The sequence below is a fragment of the Pseudomonas sp. NFPP24 genome, assembly GCF_900112095.1.
Taxonomy (GTDB): domain Bacteria; phylum Pseudomonadota; class Gammaproteobacteria; order Pseudomonadales; family Pseudomonadaceae; genus Aquipseudomonas; species Aquipseudomonas extremorientalis.
In genome coordinates this window covers 85,255-102,774 of sequence record NZ_FOKD01000013.1, presented here as the reverse complement: position 1 = coordinate 102,774, position 17,520 = coordinate 85,255, and the positions used below count along the sequence as shown (strand labels likewise).

The window sequence follows — 17,520 nt, the reverse complement described above, 5'->3', positions numbered from 1 at the left end:
TCAGCACTGAAGTGGGCTTTATTCATGATCGAGGCTGGCGGGAGAATGGGCAACCCCCCTTTACCTGGAGTGATCGTGATGCCTGTTTCTACTGTGGCGGCCCTGCAAATCGGTTCCTTGCCCGGCGGCAAGGGTGAAACCCTGGCGCAAATCCTGAGTTATGAGGACCAGATCCTGCGCAGCGGCGCGCAATTGGTGGTGATGCCTGAAGCGCTGCTGGGTGGTTACCCCAAGGGCGAGGCGTTCGGCACACAGTTGGGTTACCGCCTGCCGGAAGGCCGCGAAGCCTTTGCCCGTTACTTTGCCAATGCCATCGATGTCCCAGGTGTGGAAACCGAGGCGCTGGCCGGCTTGTCCGCACGTACCGGCGCCAGTCTGGTGCTTGGCGTGATCGAGCGCAGTGGCAGCACCCTGTATTGCACCGTGCTGTACTTCGAGCCGGCGGGCGGCCTGGTGGCCAAGCACCGCAAGCTGATGCCCACCGGCACTGAACGGCTGATCTGGGGCAAGGGCGACGGTTCGACACTGCCGGTGATCGACACCGCAGTGGGCCGTGTCGGTGGCGCAGTGTGCTGGGAAAACATGATGCCGCTGCTGCGTACGGCGATGTATGCCAAGGGCGTGGAAGTGTGGTGCGCGCCGACGGTGGATGAGCGCGAGATGTGGCAGGTGAGCATGCGTCATGTGGCTCACGAAGGGCGTTGCTTTGTGGTGAGTGCCTGCCAGGTGCAGGCCTCGCCCGAGGCGTTGGGGGTCGAGATCGCCAACTGGCCGGCAGACCGCCCGTTGATCGCGGGCGGCAGCGTGATTGTCGGGCCGATGGGCGACATTCTCGCCGGGCCGCTGCTGGGAGAAGCCGGGCTGCTGACGGCGCAAATCAATACGGATGACTTGGTACGCGCGCGGTATGACTATGACGTGGTGGGGCATTATGCCCGGCCGGATATCTTCGAGTTGGTGGTGGACGAGCGCGCCAAGCCCGGCGTGCTCTACCTGACGGATTGAGCAAAATCCTGTGGCGAGCGGGCTTGCCCCGCGTTGGGTGGCGAAGCCGCCCTGAAGCCAGCGACCGTTTTTGTCTGACACTGTGTGGAGCCTGGGCTGGGGCTGCTACGCAGCCCAACGCGGGGCACGCCCGCTCGCCACAAGTGAGCCGCGTCAATTACCAGGTGGCGGTATTGGGCAGGTCAAGCGTGCCACGGTCCACAAAGCGCATCGTGCCGAACAGCCCGCCCGCCAGTTTGCCCCGCAGCACGTACGGCAGGTTGTTCAGGCTCTGGGTCTGGCTCAGGCCCAGGGTCTGACGCAACACGGAAAACGCCGAAACACTCACCGGCACCCTCAGGACCGTCTCGGAAAATCGCGGGATGGAGCCGCTCTGGTCACTCACTCCCGACGCCAACGGTCGGCCATTGACCTCCAGGTCCAGGGCCACGCCGTTGTAGTCGATCGCCGTTTCATTGGGGTTCTGCACCCGCAGTTTCACGGCGAAGCGCACTTCCAGGTCCTGGCTTTGCAGGGGCTCGATGCCCACTACGTTGATGTTCACCGGATCACGGTCGGGGAACAGCGCACAGGCGCTCAAGGTCAGCAGCAACAGCGATAGAACCATGAGCCTGCGCATACAAAGGTGCTCCTATTTCGTGACGTCCGGGTCCTGCATCACTTTGAGGGTAGAGGACTCCGGATCAAATTCATCTTCTTCCAGCTCTATGAACTCTTCCGGCAGGAAAATGTTCAGCACGATTGCACAGAAAGCGCCCACGGTGATCGGCGACTCGAAGATGTTGTGCAGCGCCTTGGGCAGCTCGCGCAATACTTCCGGCACGGCAGCGACGCCCAGGCCCATGCCGAGGGAGATCGCCACGATCAGCACATTGCGCCGATGCAACCCGGCTTCGGCAAGGATCTTGATCCCAGCGACGGCCACGGTGCCGAACATGATCAGGGTGGCGCCGCCCAGTACCGGCTTGGGCATCAGTTGCAGCACCGCGCCGATCATCGGGAACAGCCCCAGCAGCACCAGCAGGCCGGCAATGAAGTACGCCACGTAGCGGCTGGCTACGCCGGTCAACTGGATCACCCCGTTGTTCTGGGCGAAGGTCACCATCGGCAGGCTGTTGAAGGTGGCGGCCATCGCCGAATTGAGACCGTCGGCCAGCAGGCCGGACTTGATGCGCTTGATATACAGCGGGCCCTTGACCGGCTGTTGGGAAATCATCGAGTTGGCCGTCAGGTCACCGGCTGCTTCCAGCGGCGAGATCAGGAAGATCACCGCCACCGGGATAAACGCCACCCAGTCGAACGAGAACCCGTACTTGAACGGCACCGGCACACTGATCAACGGCACCTCAGGCAGCGCCGCCATGTCCACGCGGCCCAGCAGCCAGGCCACGACGAAGCCCAGGGTCAGGCCGATCACGATCGAACCCAGGCGCAGGAAGGGGTTATTGAAGCGGTTGAGCACCACGATGGTCAGCAGCACCAGCGCCGCCAGGCCCATGTTGCTCGCCGCGCCGAGGTCGCTGGCGCCAAACCCGCCGGCCATGTCAGTAACCGCCACCTTGATCAGCGACAAGCCCATCAGCGTGATGATGGTGCCGGTGACCACCGGGGTGATCAGCTTGCGCAGCTTGCCGATGAACTGGCTGAGCACCACCTCGATAAACGCGGCGAAAAAGCAGATGCCAAAGATCGTCGAGAGGATTTCGTCAGTGCCGCCGCCCCGGGCCTTGACCATGAAGCCCGCGCTGAGAATCACGCTGATAAACGAAAAACTGGTGCCCTGCAGGCACAACAGCCCCGAGCCGATCGGGCCGAAGGTGCGTGCCTGCACAAAGGTGCCGAGCCCCGACACGAACAGCGCCATGCTCACCAGGTATGGCACTTCGCTTTCCAGGCCCAGCACGCCGCCGACGATCAGGGTGGGGGTGATGATCCCGACGAAACTCGCCAGCACATGCTGCAGCGCGGCAAATAGGGCGGCGGTGAAGTGCGGGCGGTCTTCCAGGCCGTAGATCAGGTCGGATTTATAGCGGGGGCGCGGGGCTTGAGCGTCAGACAAAATGCGGGCTCGGGTCAGAAAATGGAGGCGCAGGATGCCAGAAACTGCCTGTCGTCAGAAGTGTAAAAAAATATTTATAAAGCCCCTGCGGGAAACCGCAGCGCCTGCCGATAGCGTGGTTAGGCCCACATACTAATGACAACGGTGGTGACCAAGGTCTGGGCAGTGCGTTGACGCTGACAGATCGTTTCGCGGCAGGGACGCGCGCAGACACTACTTTTGAGAGCTCCCCCATGTCCATCCGTAATCTGAATATCGCTCCTCGCGCTTCTCTCGGTTTCGCGTTTATTGCTGTGTTAGTGGTTGTATTGGGGGTATTTGCGGTCAACCGTATGACGCTGATCCGCCAGGCCTCGGTGGACATGAGTACCAATCAACTGCCAAGCGTGACGTCACTGTCGGTGATCACCGAAAACGTGCTGCGTATGCGCATCCTTTCGTTCCGCGTGCTGGTCAACCGTGAGCCTGCCGGCCTTCAGGAAGCTGAAGTGCGTATCGGCGTGCTGGCCGACAAGGTGAAGACTGCCCAGGCCAGTTACGCAGCCTTGCCTGCCGGGCCCGAGGAGGCCGCCCTGTACAAGGTATTCACGACCACCCTGGACAACTATCTCAAGGCTCAGGCCGAGATGCTGGCGCTGTCCAGGCAGAACAAGGTCGATGAGATGCGCACCCTGATCAACACGCGGATCAAGGACGGCACCGACCAGATGGGCGAACAGCTGAACAAGCTGATCGCCATCAACGCGGCGGATGCCAAGCAAGCCAACGAGGAAGCCGGGCAAAACTACAGCAGTGCCATCACTGGCGCTATTGTCGTTTCGGTTGCCGCCGCATTGCTCACGGTATTGCTGGCCTGGCTGCTGACCCGCAGCATCGTCGTCCCCTTGCGCAAAGCCGTGGAGGTGGCCGAAACCATTGCCGGTGGCAACCTGACCAAGACCATTGAAGACGACGGCAAGGACGAACCGGCGCGCTTGCTCAACGCCTTGTCTACCATGCAAGGCAACCTGCGCCAGACCATCCAGCACATTGCCGGGTCGGCCACCCAGCTGGCGTCTGCCGCTGAAGAGCTGAGTGCGGTCACCGAGGAAGCCTCCAAGGGCCTGCAACAACAGAATAATGAAATCGACCAGGCCGCTACGGCGGTCAACGAGATGACTGCGGCGGTGGAAGAAGTGGCGCGCAACGCGGTGTCCACCTCCGAGGCGTCGACCCAGTCCAACCAGGCGGCGCGGGAAGGGCGCGACCGCGTGGTGGAAACCGTCGGCGCGATCCAGACCATGACCCAGGACGTGCAGAACACTGCCGCGATGATCGAAGGCCTGGCCACCCAAGGCCGGGACATTGGCAAGGTGCTGGACGTGATCCGCGCGATTGCCGAACAGACCAACCTGCTGGCGCTTAACGCTGCCATCGAAGCGGCACGTGCCGGTGAGGCTGGGCGTGGCTTTGCGGTGGTGGCCGACGAAGTGCGGGCATTGGCCCACCGCACGGCGCAGTCGACCCAGGAGATCGAGAAAATGGTCGCCGGTATCCAGAACGGCACCGGTGAAGCCGTGCAGTCCATGCAGCAGAGCAACCAGCGCACCCAGGACACCCTGGAAATGGCCCGCGCCGCCGGGGTGGCCCTGGAGCAGATCACCCAGTCCATCAGCCTGATCAACGAACGCAACCTGGTGATCGCCAGCGCCTCGGAAGAACAGGCCCAGGTGTCCCGCGAAGTGGACCGCAACCTGGTCAATATCCGTGACCTGGCGACCCAGTCGGCGGCGGGTGCCAACCAGACCAGCGCGGCCAGCCATGAGCTGTCGCGGTTGGCGGTGGACCTGAATGGGATGGTGGCCAGGTTCGTTATTTAGCTGGCTGAAATGTGATTTAAATGTGGGAGGGGGCTTGCCCCCGATCTGGGTGGATCAGTTATAGATAAGTCGACTGATACACCGCCATCGGGGCAAGCCCCCTCCCACATTTGTTCTGTGTTGTGTCAGCGCTACTGTTTCCAGGCGCCTGGGTTCACCAGGTTTTTCGGTTTTTCACCCGCCAACGCCTGCAACAGATTATCCACTGCACATTTGGCCATGGCTTCCCGCGTCTCATGGGTGGCCGAGCCGATATGCGGCGTGGCCACCACATTGTTCAAGCGTAACAACGGCGAGCCATGATCCAGCGGCTCCTGCTCGAACACATCCAACCCCGCCGCTCGAATCGTGCGTTGTTGCAACGCCTGCACCAGTGCCGCCTCATCCACCACCTTGCCCCGCGAGATATTGATAAAGATCGTCTCCGCGCCCATCAGTGCGAATTGTTCGGCGCCAATCAACTTCTCGGTTTCAGCGGTCAGTGGCAGCGTAAGGCAGACAAAGTCGGCCTGTTGCAGCAACTCGTTCAAGCTGCGGTACTGCGCGCCAAAACGGGCCTCCACCGCAGGCTTGGGCGAATGGCTGTGGTAGATCACCGGCATGCCGAAGCCAAAATGCCCGCGCTGGGCCAACGCTTCGCCGATGCGGCCCATGCCGATGATGCCGAGGGTCTTGCCATGCACGTCGCTGCCGAAATGCGCCGGGCCGATGTTTTTGCTCCACTGGCCTGCGCGCACCATGTCGGCCAGTTCGACCACACGGCGCGCGGTGGCCAGGATCAGCGCAAAACCGGTGTCGGCGGTGGTCTCGGTGAGCACATCCGGGGTGTTGCTGAGCAGGATGCCGCGCTCGGTGAGGTAGTCGATATCATAGTTGTCGACGCCCACCGACACGCTCGCCACCGCCTCCAGTCGTGGCGCCAGGTCCAGCAGCCTGGCGTCCAGGCGCAGGCTTGCGCCCAACAGGCCGTGGGCGCCGGGCAGGGCGGCGCGCAACTTGGCCAGGCCGGTCTCGCCCAACGCTTCGATCAGCGTGATCTCGGCCTGTTCATGCAGGCGGGCCATCAACGGTGCCGAGAGTTTCTTGTACAACACGACAGACTTTTTCATGCGGTCTTTACCTTCAATTCCGGGTTGGGCGCCGGCGTACGGTCACTGGCGCCGGGCTTGAGAAAAATCGTCAGCACCACCGACAGCAGCAACGCGCCGCTCATCAGCAGGTAAGAGGCGCCGGGCGAACCGGTGCTGCTATTGAGATAGCCCACCAGGTACGAGCCGCCGAATGAACCCAGGGCGCCCATGCTGTTGATCAGTGCCATGGCGCCCCCGGCGACGTTGGCCGGGAGAATTTCCGGGACGATGGCGAAAAACGGTCCGTACGGCGCATACATGCACGCGCCGGCAATGACCAGCAGGGTGTAGGACCACCAGAAGTGTTCGGCGCCGAGCACGTAGGACGCATAGAAAGCAATCGAAGCAATCAGCAACGGCGGCCATACGAAGCGCTTGCGTTTTTGCAGCTTGTCCGAGCCCCAGGACACCACCAGCATGCCGATCACCGCCGCCAGGTAAGGCAGCGCCGACAGCCAGCCGGCTTCGACCATGTCCATCTGCAAGCCTTGCTTGAGGATCGACGGCAGCCACAGTACAAAGCCATACACGCCGATGCTCCAGCAAAAGAACTGCAGCGCCAGGATGATCACCTTGGGCGAGCGGAACGCTTCGGCATAGTTCTTCACCGCCTTGATCCCGACTTGCTCGGCGGCCAGCGCGGTTTCCAGGTCCTGTTTCTCGGCGTCGCTCAGCCACTTGGCATCCTTTGGACGCTCATCGGCCAGCTTCCACCAGATAAACGCCCACAGCACGGCCGGCAGGCCTTCGATGATAAACATCCAGCGCCAGCTGAAATGCTGCACCAGATAGCCCGACACCACTGACATCCACAGCATGGTCACCGGGTTGCCGAGGATCAGGAACGTATTGGCGCGCGAGCGCTCGGCACGGGTGAACCAGTGGCACAGGTACACCAGCATCGCCGGCATCACGGCGGCTTCGACCACGCCGAGCATGAAGCGAATCACGATCAGCATGTAGGCGTTGGACACCACGCCGGTCAGGGTGGCCAGGCCGCCCCACAGGATCAGGCTGACGAAGATCAGCTTCTTGACGCTACGCTTCTGCGCATAGATCGCCCCCGGCACCTGGAAGAAAAAGTAGCCGAGGAAGAACAGCGCCCCCAGCAACGACGACATACCGGGGGTGATCATCAGGTCTTCGGCCATCCCGGAGGCGGCGGCGAAGCCATAGTTGGCGCGGTCCAGGTACGCCAGGCTGTAGGTGATAAAAACGATGGGCATGATGTACCACCAACGGCGGGTGGCGAGTTTCACGGTGTCCATGGGGTTGCTCCTGAGCTTGTTGTAGTTGTGGCAACAGGGAATGGGTCAGGCAACGGATCGAATCGGTAACTCTGAACGGGTGGGCAAGCCTTCCATATCGCCACGGCTCTGCACGGCGCGGCTGCCGATCCAGTTGCCGCGCTGCACCGCCTCGGGAAAGCTGAGGTTTTCCAGCAGGGCGCTGATCATGCCCACGGCAAAACCGTCGCCGGCGCCAACGGTGTCGACCACCTTGTCCACCCGCACGGCGGCGACGAAGCCCTGGTCCATCTGGGTGCGGTAATAGGCGCCGTCCGGGCCAAGCTTGATCGCCACGGCTTCGGCGCCCTGGTCGAGGTAGAACGCGGCGATATCGGCCGGGTCATCGAAGCCGGTCAGCAGGCGACCTTCGCCCAGACCCGGCAGGACCCAATCGGCCAGCCCAGCGAGGGCGTTGATTTCGCGGATCATCGTCTGCTGGTTGGCCCACAGCGATGGGCGCAGGTTGGGATCGAACGACACGCTGCGCCCGGCCTTGCGCATCTGGGTCATCAGCTCGGCGGACAACTCGCGGGTGGCGGCGGACAACGCTGGCGGAATGCCGGTGGCATGCAGATGGCGGGCTTGCAGCAGGGCAGGGCTGATGGCTGCGACGGACAAGTGGCTGGCTGCCGAGCCTTTGCGGAAATACTCGACCTGAGGGTCATCACCCGTTTCTTCACGGGACTTGAGCTGAAAGCCGGTGGGGTGCAACGGGTCGACCGCCACATGCCGGCAGTCCAGGCCTTCTTTGTTCAAGGTATCGACCACAAAGCGCCCAAGGGAGTCATTGCCGACCCGGCTCAGCCAGGCCACGTTGAAGCCCAGGCGTGACAGGCCAATGGCGACGTTGCTGTCCGCCCCGGCAATGCGCTTGTGAAACTGCGCCACTTGCGCCAGGTCGCCGGTCTGTTCGGCGACGAACATCGCCATGGTCTCACCAAACGACAGGATATCGATCTCAGACATGGGCATTCTCCACGCGCGGTTGGCCAAGGATGGCGAGGGCGGCAATGTGCCGGGTGGTGACCTCGACCAGGTCATCGCCTTGCAGCGGGAATTCCACCGCCCGGGTAATCCCTTGAGTCATATGCTTGAGCAGTTGTTCCCACAGATGCAGGTCGGTGGCGCCCGGCGGCACAGCGACCAGCTTGCCGTCCGGGCGCCGGGCCACGGCCTTGCAGTGCAGGTAATCCACATGCCGGCCCAGCAGGCGTGCAGCGGTTAGAGCGGATTGGTCTTGCCATTGCCAGTTGCCGATGTCGAAGGTCATCTTCACCGGCAGGCCCAGGCGTTCCACTTCGGTGAAGAAGCGCTGCAGGGGTTCGATGCGGCCGCCGTGCAGGGTCTGGTCGTTCTCTACCAACAGGCGGACCGGGTGGCGGTTGAGCAGGGCGTGCAGGCTTTCCAGGTCGTTGGTGTCGGTGAAGTAGCCGAGGGAGACTTTCAGCCAGCGTGAGCCAAACGCCTGCGCCCGATCCAGGGTGGCCGCGAGTTCGGCATTCGCTTGGGCGCGGCCGGCGACCCACAGTTCCAAAGGCGATGAGAACACCGACTTCAAATCCTGTTGCGCTGCTGCCTGGGCCAGTTCGGTGGGCTGTTCGTCCGTTAAAAGCTCTTCGCGCCACTCGATGCACTGGGCGCCGGCGGCGGCGAGGACTTCGACGAAACTAAGCTGGCCCTGCTGACGTACCAGCTCGGCGCCGTAGCTGGAAAGGCTGATGGAGACGGGGTATTTATGCATTGTTGTTTACCTCTGAAACCGGTTTCATTTTTGTTCAAAATTTTTTAGAGGTGCCGGGTCGAGCCACGGACGATCAGCTCGGGCAGGAAATCCAGGGTACGTGTTGGCTCGGTATCGCCGCGCAAGCGCTTGAGCAGGCAATCGAATGCCGTTGCACCGATGGATGCGGTCGGCTGGGCGAGGGCGGTAATACCCGTGCCTACCAGCGGGTACCAGTCCAGGTCATCCAGGGCGATCAGGCCGATGTCGTCGAACAGGTTGCAACCCAGGTTCTTCAATGCACGGGTGCAGGCCAGCGCCGCGACGCCGTTGGCACAGAACAGTGCCTTGGGGCCAGGTTTGGCAAGAAAGGTGTGCAGGTGTTGTTGCAGTGTTTCATCCAACGCCAGCACAGCGCCGGTCAATGCCGGGCGGCTGGCGATTTCAGCCTTGAAACTGTCCAGGCGCTCCAGGCGCGAACTGGTGCCATCGGTGGCTTCACTGACCATCAGCACATCGCGGTAACCCTGTCGCTCCAGATGTTCTACAGCCATACGCACCGCCGCCGGGTTGTCCAGGCCAACCAGGTCGCTGCGCAGCGGCTCGACCTTGCGGTCCACCAGCACCAGCGGCATTTCCCGTTGCAGTTCCAGCAACTGGTCCAAGTGATGGCCGAGGGTGTTCACGATCAGCCCTTCGATGTTGTACGAACGCAACGCTGCCAAGTGCTGGCGTTCTTGCTCGTCGTCACGGTCGGTGTTGCATACCACCAGGCTGTAGCCGTGTTGACGGCAAGCGGTTTCGACACCGTGCATCACGGCAATGGAATAGGGGTTGCGGATATCGGCCACCAGCATGCCGATCAGGCGCGTGCGCCCACGTTTCAGGCCACGGGCCATCTGGTTGGGGCGGTAGCCGAGGTGCTCGATGGCTTGCTCGATACGCAGGGCGATGGCATCGGAGAGCAGGGCACGGTCGTCGCCGATAAAGCGCGAGACGCTGGCTTTGGAGACGCCGGCGTGTTGGGCCACGTCGAGCATGGTCACGCGGCTGCGCTGGGCGGCGGAAAAAGTGTTCACGGTCATCGACCTTCTGTTTTTATTGGAATGACTGAAACCGGTTTCAGGAAACCATCAAATGAGGAAAGTCGTCAAGCTGTTGTCGGACAAAGCCGGATGGCCGGTGCGTCAAATCACCACACTCAGCCAAGTCGCCACCAGCAGCAACAGCGCCATGCCCCGGTTGAAACGTTGCATCGCCCTGGCCGAACGAAACAGCCGTGCCGACCCCACGCCCAGCAACGCCCAAGTGCCCAGGCACGGCAGCGATATCAGGAAAAATACTAGGGACAGGTACACCACTTGGCTCTGGCGCTCAGCACCGTTGTCAGCGAATACGCTGACCACCGCCAGGGCCATCATCCAGGTTTTCGGGTTGATCAACTGCAGGCTGGCGGCGCCGATCAGGCCAAGGGGCTTTTCGCTGGCTTGCACGTGGATGGCTTGGGCGGGCGCGCTGAAGATCTGCCAGGCCAGGTAACTCAACCAGGCGATGCCGATCCATTGCATGGCCATTTGCACCTTGGGCACATGCACCAACGACTGGCCAACCCCGCTGCCCACCACCAACACCAGGCCCGCAGCACCTGCGCAGGCACCCAGAATGATCGGCAAGGCCGCCTTGAAACCATGACGTGCGCTGTTGCTCAGCACCAGGATGTTGGTGGGGCCGGGGGTGATCGACGCCACAAAGGCGAACAACATAAACGGCAACATGACGGCAGACTCCAATAAACCAATCGATGGAGTCGATCTTCACAAGCCCGCTTGCTACCTGTCTGGAAGATTTGAGCAGCGCTTGCGGTAGGCCGCAGGTGTGAGGCCGTAGGCGCGTACAAACCAACGCCCCAAGTGGCTCTGGTCGGCAAAGCCCAGGGCAATCGCGACGTCCGCCGGTTGTTCGCCCCTGGTCAGAAAATGACGGGCGCGGGCCAGACGCAGTTGCACCAAATAGGCGTGAGGGGGCAGGCCAAAGGCGCTCTTGAACGCACGGGTCAGGCGGAAACGGTCGACGCCGCAGGCCAGGGCCAGTTCGTCCATGCCCACATCCACGTGCAGATGAGCGTGCAGGTATTCCCGCGCCTTGTGCGCAACCAGTGGCAGTCGCGGGTCTTCGCGGTAGCGGATGCGCCAGTAGAGTTGGCCGGTGAGGCGCTCCAACAGATGGTCCATGGCGCGCTGGCGCACGATGCGCAGTTCGCCGGCGTGCAGGGTCTGGAAAGCTTGAGTGGTGGCGATGGCCAGGCGCGGGTCGCTGGTCAAGGTATTGGCGAAACTCAGTTGGCTATCGAGTGGTGCCTCTTCAAACACCGCGCTCACCTCCCGCGCCAACCACTGCGGGTCGAGATAGAGCATGTGGTAAGTGAAGCCGTCGGCAGTGGGCGCATCGCCATCATGCAGTTCCCCGGGCTCCACCAGGAACACCTGGCCGGGCACGCTGTTGTGGCGGGTACGGCGGCAGTTGAATTGCTGCACGCCTTGCTCGGTCACGCCGATCAGGTAGCTGTCGTGCCAATGCGGGTCGTACGCATGGCCTTCGAAATGCGCGCGCAGGGTCTCGATGCCGGTGTCGGCGTCCTGGGACAGGTCGATCCAATTGTGCGCGGCCATAAAACACCGAGGCGGAATAGGTGAGGTAATTAGCGCCCAGCTGGGCATAAGCGTCTAGAAGGTTTGTGCAGCCTCAACCGAATAAGCCAGCGGCGATATTGATCGAGAACCCCAGGATCGCCGTGTTGAACAGAAACCCGATCAATGATTGACCCAGCACTACCTTGCGCATGCCTCGGGTGGCAACCCCGACATCAGAGGTCTGCACCGCCACGCCGATGGTGAAGGAAAAATACAGGAAGTCCCAATAGTTGGGGGTCTGCAAACCTTCGGCAAAGCGCAGCGCCGGCTCCTTGCCGTCCCAGGTGTAATAAAGGCGCGCGTAATGCACGCTGAAGATCACCCCGATCAGCAACCACGAACCGATCACTGTCAGCCCGGTGAAACCGTAGTGCAGCAGGCGTTCCGAGGTGGCCAGGTCTTTGCTGCCCACCAGTTCGAAGGTGATGGTTGCCAGGCTGGCGAGAGCGGCGATGCACACCGTGAACAGCACCAGCCCGGCATTTTCATCTTCGATTTCGGCGATGCGCTTCACATCCTCGGCCTTGGCCCGCCGGGTCAGCCATAGCATCAGTACCAGGTAGGTCCAGACCCCGGCATTCCAGCCGATGAGGATTTTGCTGACGACGGTGTCTGCCGGCGCCATGATGCCCACGGCAATACCCAGCACGGCGGCGGCGGAGAGGCGAGGGTGGGTGCGGGCGAGGAACGGCATGGCGGCTCACAATGAAATGTCTCTGCGAGCACCATAGCGCATTCTTTAGTCCCTGACTGACTGCGTCGAACACTCCTTTTTGTCAGTTGCACGTCCTGGCCATCAAACATGGCGGTTACAGCCGTGCTTATTCAACGTGACGGATGGCGCCGTCCGTGAGTTTGACTGCGGGGTAGTGCGCGACAGGAACCAAGATGGCTTCAAACGTCGCATCAAGCATTTTACGTGTAGGGTCCCACACGAAGGTTATGCTTCCGCTACCGGCATGGCGGGTAGGATAGCCGTACCGTTCGTAGGTGAGCTGCGAAGGGTTGCCAGGACCAACCGGTATGGCTGTTCCACCATTCCCAGGGTTATTGACCGTGATGATGAATTCTCCGGCTGAGTTTCCAGTGCCCGGTGCCTCAATACGCAGCAATTGGCTCGTATGGATTACTGTTAAGTCTTCGCTGACAAAAAAACTGTTTCCAATGCCTACCGCCAGGTACCCGTTGGAAAGCAGTAAGCCTGAGTGTTCGCTCATGGGAAGCTTCTCTTTACTGATCGTTCGGATTGAACAAAGGCACACTAAAACGAAAAAGAACCCTGCGAAACTGTCAACATTGACAGTTTGTAAGGGCTCTTTTCAGTGGGCTTGCGTCGGTTGACGTCAATCAGTCGCGGCGCTTTTTAACCAACTTCATCACCACCACAAAAAACACCGGCACAAACACCACCGCCAGTGTCGCGGTGATCATCCCGCCGATCACGCCGGTACCAATCGCTTGCTGGCTGGCGGAACTGGCGCCGGTGGCAATCGCCAACGGCACCACGCCGAGGATGAACGCCAGCGAGGTCATGATGATCGGGCGCAAGCGCAAGCGCGCAGCCTTCAGGGTGGCGCTCATCAGGTCTTCACCCTGGTCGTACAGGTCCTTGGCGAATTCGATGATCAGGATCGCGTTCTTCGCCGACAGGCCGATGATGGTGATCAGGCCGACCTTGAAGAACACATCGTTGGGCATGCCCCGCAAGGCCACGGCCAGTACCGCGCCCAGCACACCGAGCGGCACCACCAGCAGCACCGAGGTCGGGATCGACCAGCTTTCATACAGCGCCGCCAGGCACAGGAACACGATCAGCAGCGACAAGCCCAGCAGTATCGGGGCCTGGGAGCCGGACAGACGTTCCTGCAACGACAAACCGGTCCATTCCTGGCCCAGGCCGGCGGGCAATTGGCTGACCAGGCGCTGGATCTCGTCCATGGCCTCACCGGTACTGTGCCCTGGAGCGGCTTCGCCGGAAATCGCGATGGCCGGGTAGCCGTTGTAGCGGGTCAACTGGGTCGGGCCCTGGGTCCATCTGGCTTCGACAAAGGCGGACAGTGGCACCATCTTGCCGGCGTTGTTGCGCACGTTGATTTTCATCAAGTCCGCCACCTGGCTGCGTTGGTCACCTTCGGCCTGCACCACCACCCGCTGCATGCGGCCCTGGTTGGGGAAGTCGTTGATATAGGCCGAACCGACGGCCGAGGACAGCACATTGCCGACGTCGGCAAACGACACGCCCAACGCATTGGCCTGTTTGCGGTCCACTTCAAGCTGCACTTGCGGTGCTTCGGCCAGGGCGCTTTCGCGCACGTTGGCCAGGATCGGGCTTTTCGCGGCGGCGGCCAGCAACTCGGTACGCGCGGCCATCAACGCGGCATGGCCGACGCCACCGCGGTCCTGCAGGCGGAACTCGAAGCCGCTGGAGGTGCCCAGGCCGTCCACTGGCGGCGGCAGAATGGCGTAGGCGACCGCATCTTTCAGTTCGCTGAAGGCCATGTTGGCGCGGTCGGCAATCGACGATGCGGAGTCATCGCTGCTGCGCTGCGACCAATCCTTGAGCGTGGTAAACGCCAGCGCTGCGTTCTGCCCCGAACCGGAGAAGCTGAAACCCATGATCATGGTGGTATCACCCACCCCAGGCTCTTCGGCGTTGTGCGCTTCGATCTGCTCGGCCACCTGCACCGTGCGGTTCTTGCTCGCACCCGGCGGCAACTGGATGTCGGTGATGGTGTAGCCCTGGTCTTCCACCGGCAGGAACGAGGAGGGCAGGCGGCTGAACATCCAGCCCAGGCCCACCAGCAATACCAGGTAGATCAGCAGGTAACGGCCACTGCGCTTGAGGGCATAGGCCACCCAGCCTTCATAGCGGTCGGTGAGGCTTTCAAAACGCTGGTTGAACCAGCCGAAGAAACCGCCCTTGGCATGGTGCTCGCCCTTGGGGATCGGCTTGAGCAAGGTGGCGCACAGGGCCGGGGTCAAGGTCAGGGCGAGAAACGCCGAGAACAGGATCGAGGTGGCCATCGACAGCGAGAATTGCTGGTAGATCACCCCCACAGAGCCGGCCATGAACGCCATCGGCAGGAACACCGCCACCAGCACCAGGGTGATGCCGATGATGGCGCCGGTGATCTGGCCCATGGCTTTTTTCGTCGCTTCCTTGGGCGACAGGCCCTCGGTGGCCATGATGCGCTCGACGTTTTCCACCACCACAATCGCGTCGTCCACCAGGATGCCGATAGCCAGCACCATGCCGAACATGGTCAGCACGTTGATCGAAAAGCCCAGCAGCAACATGGTGGCAAAAGTGCCCATCAGCGCAATCGGCACCACCAGCGTCGGGATCAGCGTATAGCGCACGTTTTGCAGGAACAGGAACATCACCGCGAACACCAGCGCCATTGCCTCAAGCAGGGTGTAGACCACCTTGGTGATCGAAACCTTGACGAACGGCGAGGTGTCGTACGGGATCTTGTATTCCACATTGGCCGGGAAATAGCGCGACAGCTCGTCCATCTTGGCTCGCACCAGGGTGGCGGTGCTCAACGCGTTGGCGCCGGGCGACAGCTGTACGCTGACGGCGGTGGAGGGCTTGCCGTCGAGGCGCGTGGAGAACTGGTATTCCTGGCTGCCGACTTCCACCCGCGCCACATCGCCGATGCGCACGGTGGAGCCGTCCGGGTTGGCCTTGAGCACGATGTCGGCGAACTCGGCCGGCGTCGACAACTGGCCCTTGACCAGGATCGCCGCGGTGATTTCCTGGGTATTGGTACCCGGCAAGTCACCGATGCTGCCCGCCGAGACCTGGGCGTTCTGCGCGCTGATCGCCGCGTTCACATCGGCCGGCGTGAGGTTGAAACCGATCAGCTTCTGCGGGTCGATCCAGATCCGCATGGCACGCTCGGCGCCGTACAGCTGGGCCTTGCCCACACCGTCCAGGCGCTTGAGCTCGTTCATCACGTTACGCGCCAGGTAGTCGCTGAGCGCCACGTCATCGAGCTTGCCGTCGTTGGACGTGAGGGTCACCAGCAGCAGGAAGCCGGCGGAGACTTTCTCCACCTGCAAGCCTTGCTGGGTAACGGCTTGCGGCAGGCGCGGCTCGACCGCTTTGAGGCGGTTCTGCACATCGACCTGGGCCATTTCCGGGTTGGTGCCCGGTTGGAAGGTGGCGGTGATGGTGGCCGAACCCAGGCTGCTCTGGGATTCGAAATACAACAGGTGATCGGCGCCGTTGAGCTCCTGCTCGATCAGGCTCACCACGCTTTCGTCCAGGGTCTGCGCCGATGCACCGGGGTACACCGCGTAGATCTCTACTTTCGGCGGCGCGACGTTGGGGTACTGCGCCACCGGCAACTGCGGGATGGCCAGCAAGCCGGCCAGCAGGATAAACAGGGCGACCACCCAGGCGAAGATCGGGCGGTCAATAAAGAACTGCGGCATGGCGGGTTATTCCTTTACGAGCGGGCTGTCGTCCACTTCAACTTTTTCACCGGGGCGCGCGTGCTGCAGGCCTTCGACGATGATGCGGTCACCGGCTTTGAGACCGCTGCTGACGATCCAGCGATCGTTGACCACCGCGCCCAACTCCACCGGCTGCTGGCTCACGGTCTGCTCGGCGTCCAGCAGCAAGACCATCGGGATACCGGCGCTGTCACGGGTGATGGCGCGTTGCGGCACGCTGATGCCTTGCTTGTCGACGGCTTGCTCCAGGCGCACCCGTACAAAGCTGCCGGGCAGCAGGTCGAGGTCCGGGTTGGGGAACTCGCTGCGCAGGATGATCTGCCCGGTACCCGGGTCGACGCTGATCTCGGCGAACAGCAACTTGCCCGGCAGTGGGTACAGGCTGCCGTCGTCCTCGATCAGGGTGGCCTTGGCCTGGTCCTGGCCGACTTGCTTCAGGCTGCCGGCACGGAAGGCGCGGCGCAGGTCGTTCAGCTCGCGGTTGGACTGGGTCAGGTCGGCATGGATCGGGTCCAGTTGCTGGATGATCGCCAGCGGCGTGGCCTCGTTCTGCCCGACCAGCGCGCCTTCCGTCACCAGCGCCCGGCCGATGCGCCCGGAAATCGGTGCGGTCACAGTGGCATAACCCAGGTTCAAGCGGGCGCGTTCCACGGCTGCCTTGTTGGCGGCGACTTCGGCGTTGGTCTGGCGTACGGCGGCGCGGGCGTTGTCGTAGTCCTGGCCGCTGATGGCGTTGCCTTCCACCAATTGGCTGTAGCGCTGCTCCTGCAGGCGCGCCTTGAACGCATCCGCCTCGGCCTTGCTCAGGTTGGCCTGGGCGCTGTCGAGGTCGGCCTTGAAGGGCGCGGGGTCGATGCGAAACAGCACGTCGCCCTGTTTCACGTCATGGCCTTCCTTGAACACCCGTTGCATCACCACGCCGGCGACCCTTGCGCGCACTTCGGCGATGCGCGGCGCGGCAATGCGCCCGCTCAGTTCGCTGCTGATCGACAGGGGCTTGGCTTCCAGGGTTTCGATGCGCACTTTGGCCAGGGGCATTTGCGGCGCTTCGGCGGCGGAGTCGCCACACGCGCTCAGGGCCAGGGTGAGGGCCAGCAGGCAAAATGGCGCAAACAGATTCTTCGACATGCTCTTATCCCAATATTGACTGGCGCATCCTAAAGTCACCTGCGCCGTGGTGCTGTGAAGCTGTGTAGCGGGTCTGTGAAGAAATGTAAGGTGCGGCGCGCGGGGCGCCGGGGGCGTATATCCTTGCACAATCCTGCAAACATGGAGATGCCATGTGGGAGGGGGCTTGCCCCCGATAG

General features: G+C 62.2%; 15 protein-coding genes. 2 read left to right on the top strand and 13 right to left on the bottom strand.

Going from position 1 to position 17,520, the window contains the following annotated elements:
- The first annotated feature begins 78 nt into the window (after window positions 1–78).
- Window positions 79–1,005 carry a carbon-nitrogen hydrolase family protein gene (locus tag BM026_RS24280; RefSeq protein WP_093530384.1) on the top strand — a complete coding sequence of 309 codons (927 nt, stop codon included), beginning with the start codon at window positions 79–81 and terminating at the stop codon, window positions 1,003–1,005.
- 157 nt (window positions 1,006–1,162) lie between these two features.
- Here the strand turns inward: BM026_RS24280 and BM026_RS24275 are convergent, their stop codons facing one another.
- Window positions 1,163–1,624, bottom strand: a complete 462-nt coding sequence (locus BM026_RS24275) for an LEA/WHy family protein (RefSeq protein WP_092248995.1) — start codon at window positions 1,622–1,624, stop codon at window positions 1,163–1,165.
- 12 nt (window positions 1,625–1,636) lie between these two features.
- Window positions 1,637–3,064, bottom strand: a complete 1,428-nt coding sequence (locus BM026_RS24270) for a nucleobase:cation symporter-2 family protein (protein WP_092248998.1) — start codon at window positions 3,062–3,064, stop codon at window positions 1,637–1,639.
- Between the two features lie 233 nt (window positions 3,065–3,297).
- On the opposite strand from BM026_RS24270, the gene BM026_RS24265 reads away from it, so the two are divergent.
- Window positions 3,298–4,923 (top strand): methyl-accepting chemotaxis protein, encoded by a 1,626-nt coding sequence (locus BM026_RS24265; protein WP_093530382.1) that lies wholly within the window; start codon window positions 3,298–3,300, stop codon window positions 4,921–4,923.
- Window positions 4,924–5,054: 131 nt separating this feature from the next.
- Here the strand turns inward: BM026_RS24265 and BM026_RS24260 are convergent, their stop codons facing one another.
- The 11 genes from BM026_RS24260 to BM026_RS24210 all read right to left on the bottom strand — a co-directional run bounded on the left by BM026_RS24260 (window position 5,055) and on the right by BM026_RS24210 (window position 17,341).
- A complete protein-coding gene (locus BM026_RS24260) occupies window positions 5,055–6,032 on the bottom strand; it encodes an NAD(P)-dependent oxidoreductase (protein ID WP_093530380.1) in 978 nt (325 codons plus the stop codon).
- Window positions 6,029–7,321: an MFS transporter gene (locus BM026_RS24255; protein WP_071490628.1), complete on the bottom strand. Its 1,293-nt coding sequence runs from the start codon at window positions 7,319–7,321 to the stop codon at window positions 6,029–6,031. Before BM026_RS24255 ends, BM026_RS24260 begins: the two co-directional genes overlap by 4 nt.
- Before the next feature lie 45 nt (window positions 7,322–7,366).
- Entirely contained in the window at window positions 7,367–8,308 is a 942-nt protein-coding gene (locus BM026_RS24250) for a sugar kinase (protein WP_092249006.1), read from the bottom strand.
- Complete coding sequence (locus BM026_RS24245) at window positions 8,301–9,083, bottom strand: sugar phosphate isomerase/epimerase family protein (RefSeq protein ID WP_093514498.1); 783 nt, start codon at window positions 9,081–9,083, stop codon at window positions 8,301–8,303. The genes BM026_RS24250 and BM026_RS24245 overlap by 8 nt, the downstream gene beginning before the upstream one ends.
- 44 nt (window positions 9,084–9,127) lie before the next feature.
- Window positions 9,128–10,141 carry a LacI family DNA-binding transcriptional regulator gene (locus BM026_RS24240; RefSeq protein ID WP_093514541.1) on the bottom strand — a complete coding sequence of 338 codons (1,014 nt, stop codon included), beginning with the start codon at window positions 10,139–10,141 and terminating at the stop codon, window positions 9,128–9,130.
- Between the two features lie 108 nt (window positions 10,142–10,249).
- Complete coding sequence (locus BM026_RS24235) at window positions 10,250–10,837, bottom strand: LysE family translocator (protein WP_093530378.1); 588 nt, start codon at window positions 10,835–10,837, stop codon at window positions 10,250–10,252.
- A gap of 54 nt (window positions 10,838–10,891) precedes the next feature.
- Entirely contained in the window at window positions 10,892–11,731 is an 840-nt protein-coding gene (locus tag BM026_RS24230; protein WP_093530376.1) for an AraC family transcriptional regulator, read from the bottom strand.
- Between the two features lie 73 nt (window positions 11,732–11,804).
- Window positions 11,805–12,446, bottom strand: a complete 642-nt coding sequence (locus BM026_RS24225; RefSeq protein ID WP_093530374.1) for a DUF1345 domain-containing protein — start codon at window positions 12,444–12,446, stop codon at window positions 11,805–11,807.
- A gap of 127 nt (window positions 12,447–12,573) precedes the next feature.
- A complete protein-coding gene (locus tag BM026_RS24220; protein WP_093530372.1) occupies window positions 12,574–12,969 on the bottom strand; it encodes a hypothetical protein in 396 nt (131 codons plus the stop codon).
- A 130-nt stretch (window positions 12,970–13,099) separates the two neighbouring features.
- Entirely contained in the window at window positions 13,100–16,192 is a 3,093-nt protein-coding gene (locus tag BM026_RS24215) for an efflux RND transporter permease subunit (protein WP_093530370.1), read from the bottom strand.
- A 6-nt stretch (window positions 16,193–16,198) separates the two neighbouring features.
- Complete coding sequence (locus BM026_RS24210; RefSeq protein WP_058424858.1) at window positions 16,199–17,341, bottom strand: efflux RND transporter periplasmic adaptor subunit; 1,143 nt, start codon at window positions 17,339–17,341, stop codon at window positions 16,199–16,201.
- Between the last annotated feature and the right edge of the window lie 179 nt (window positions 17,342–17,520).

Excerpts from the sequence above, each read along its gene's own strand:
- BM026_RS24280 (WP_093530384.1), top strand. The coding sequence starts at position 79 with ATGCCTGTTTCTACTGTGGCGGCCCTGCAAATCGGTTCCTTGCCCGGC.
- BM026_RS24275 (WP_092248995.1), bottom strand. The coding sequence starts at position 1,624 with ATGCGCAGGCTCATGGTTCTATCGCTGTTGCTGCTGACCTTGAGCGCC.
- BM026_RS24265 (WP_093530382.1), top strand. The coding sequence starts at position 3,298 with ATGTCCATCCGTAATCTGAATATCGCTCCTCGCGCTTCTCTCGGTTTC.
- BM026_RS24260 (WP_093530380.1), bottom strand. The coding sequence starts at position 6,032 with ATGAAAAAGTCTGTCGTGTTGTACAAGAAACTCTCGGCACCGTTGATG.
- BM026_RS24255 (WP_071490628.1), bottom strand. The coding sequence starts at position 7,321 with ATGGACACCGTGAAACTCGCCACCCGCCGTTGGTGGTACATCATGCCC.
- BM026_RS24250 (WP_092249006.1), bottom strand. The coding sequence starts at position 8,308 with ATGTCTGAGATCGATATCCTGTCGTTTGGTGAGACCATGGCGATGTTC.
- BM026_RS24245 (WP_093514498.1), bottom strand. The coding sequence starts at position 9,083 with ATGCATAAATACCCCGTCTCCATCAGCCTTTCCAGCTACGGCGCCGAG.
- BM026_RS24235 (WP_093530378.1), bottom strand. The coding sequence starts at position 10,837 with ATGTTGCCGTTTATGTTGTTCGCCTTTGTGGCGTCGATCACCCCCGGC.
- BM026_RS24230 (WP_093530376.1), bottom strand. The coding sequence starts at position 11,731 with ATGGCCGCGCACAATTGGATCGACCTGTCCCAGGACGCCGACACCGGC.
- BM026_RS24225 (WP_093530374.1), bottom strand. The coding sequence starts at position 12,446 with ATGCCGTTCCTCGCCCGCACCCACCCTCGCCTCTCCGCCGCCGCCGTG.
- BM026_RS24220 (WP_093530372.1), bottom strand. The coding sequence starts at position 12,969 with ATGAGCGAACACTCAGGCTTACTGCTTTCCAACGGGTACCTGGCGGTA.
- BM026_RS24215 (WP_093530370.1), bottom strand. The coding sequence starts at position 16,192 with ATGCCGCAGTTCTTTATTGACCGCCCGATCTTCGCCTGGGTGGTCGCC.
- BM026_RS24210 (WP_058424858.1), bottom strand. The coding sequence starts at position 17,341 with ATGTCGAAGAATCTGTTTGCGCCATTTTGCCTGCTGGCCCTCACCCTG.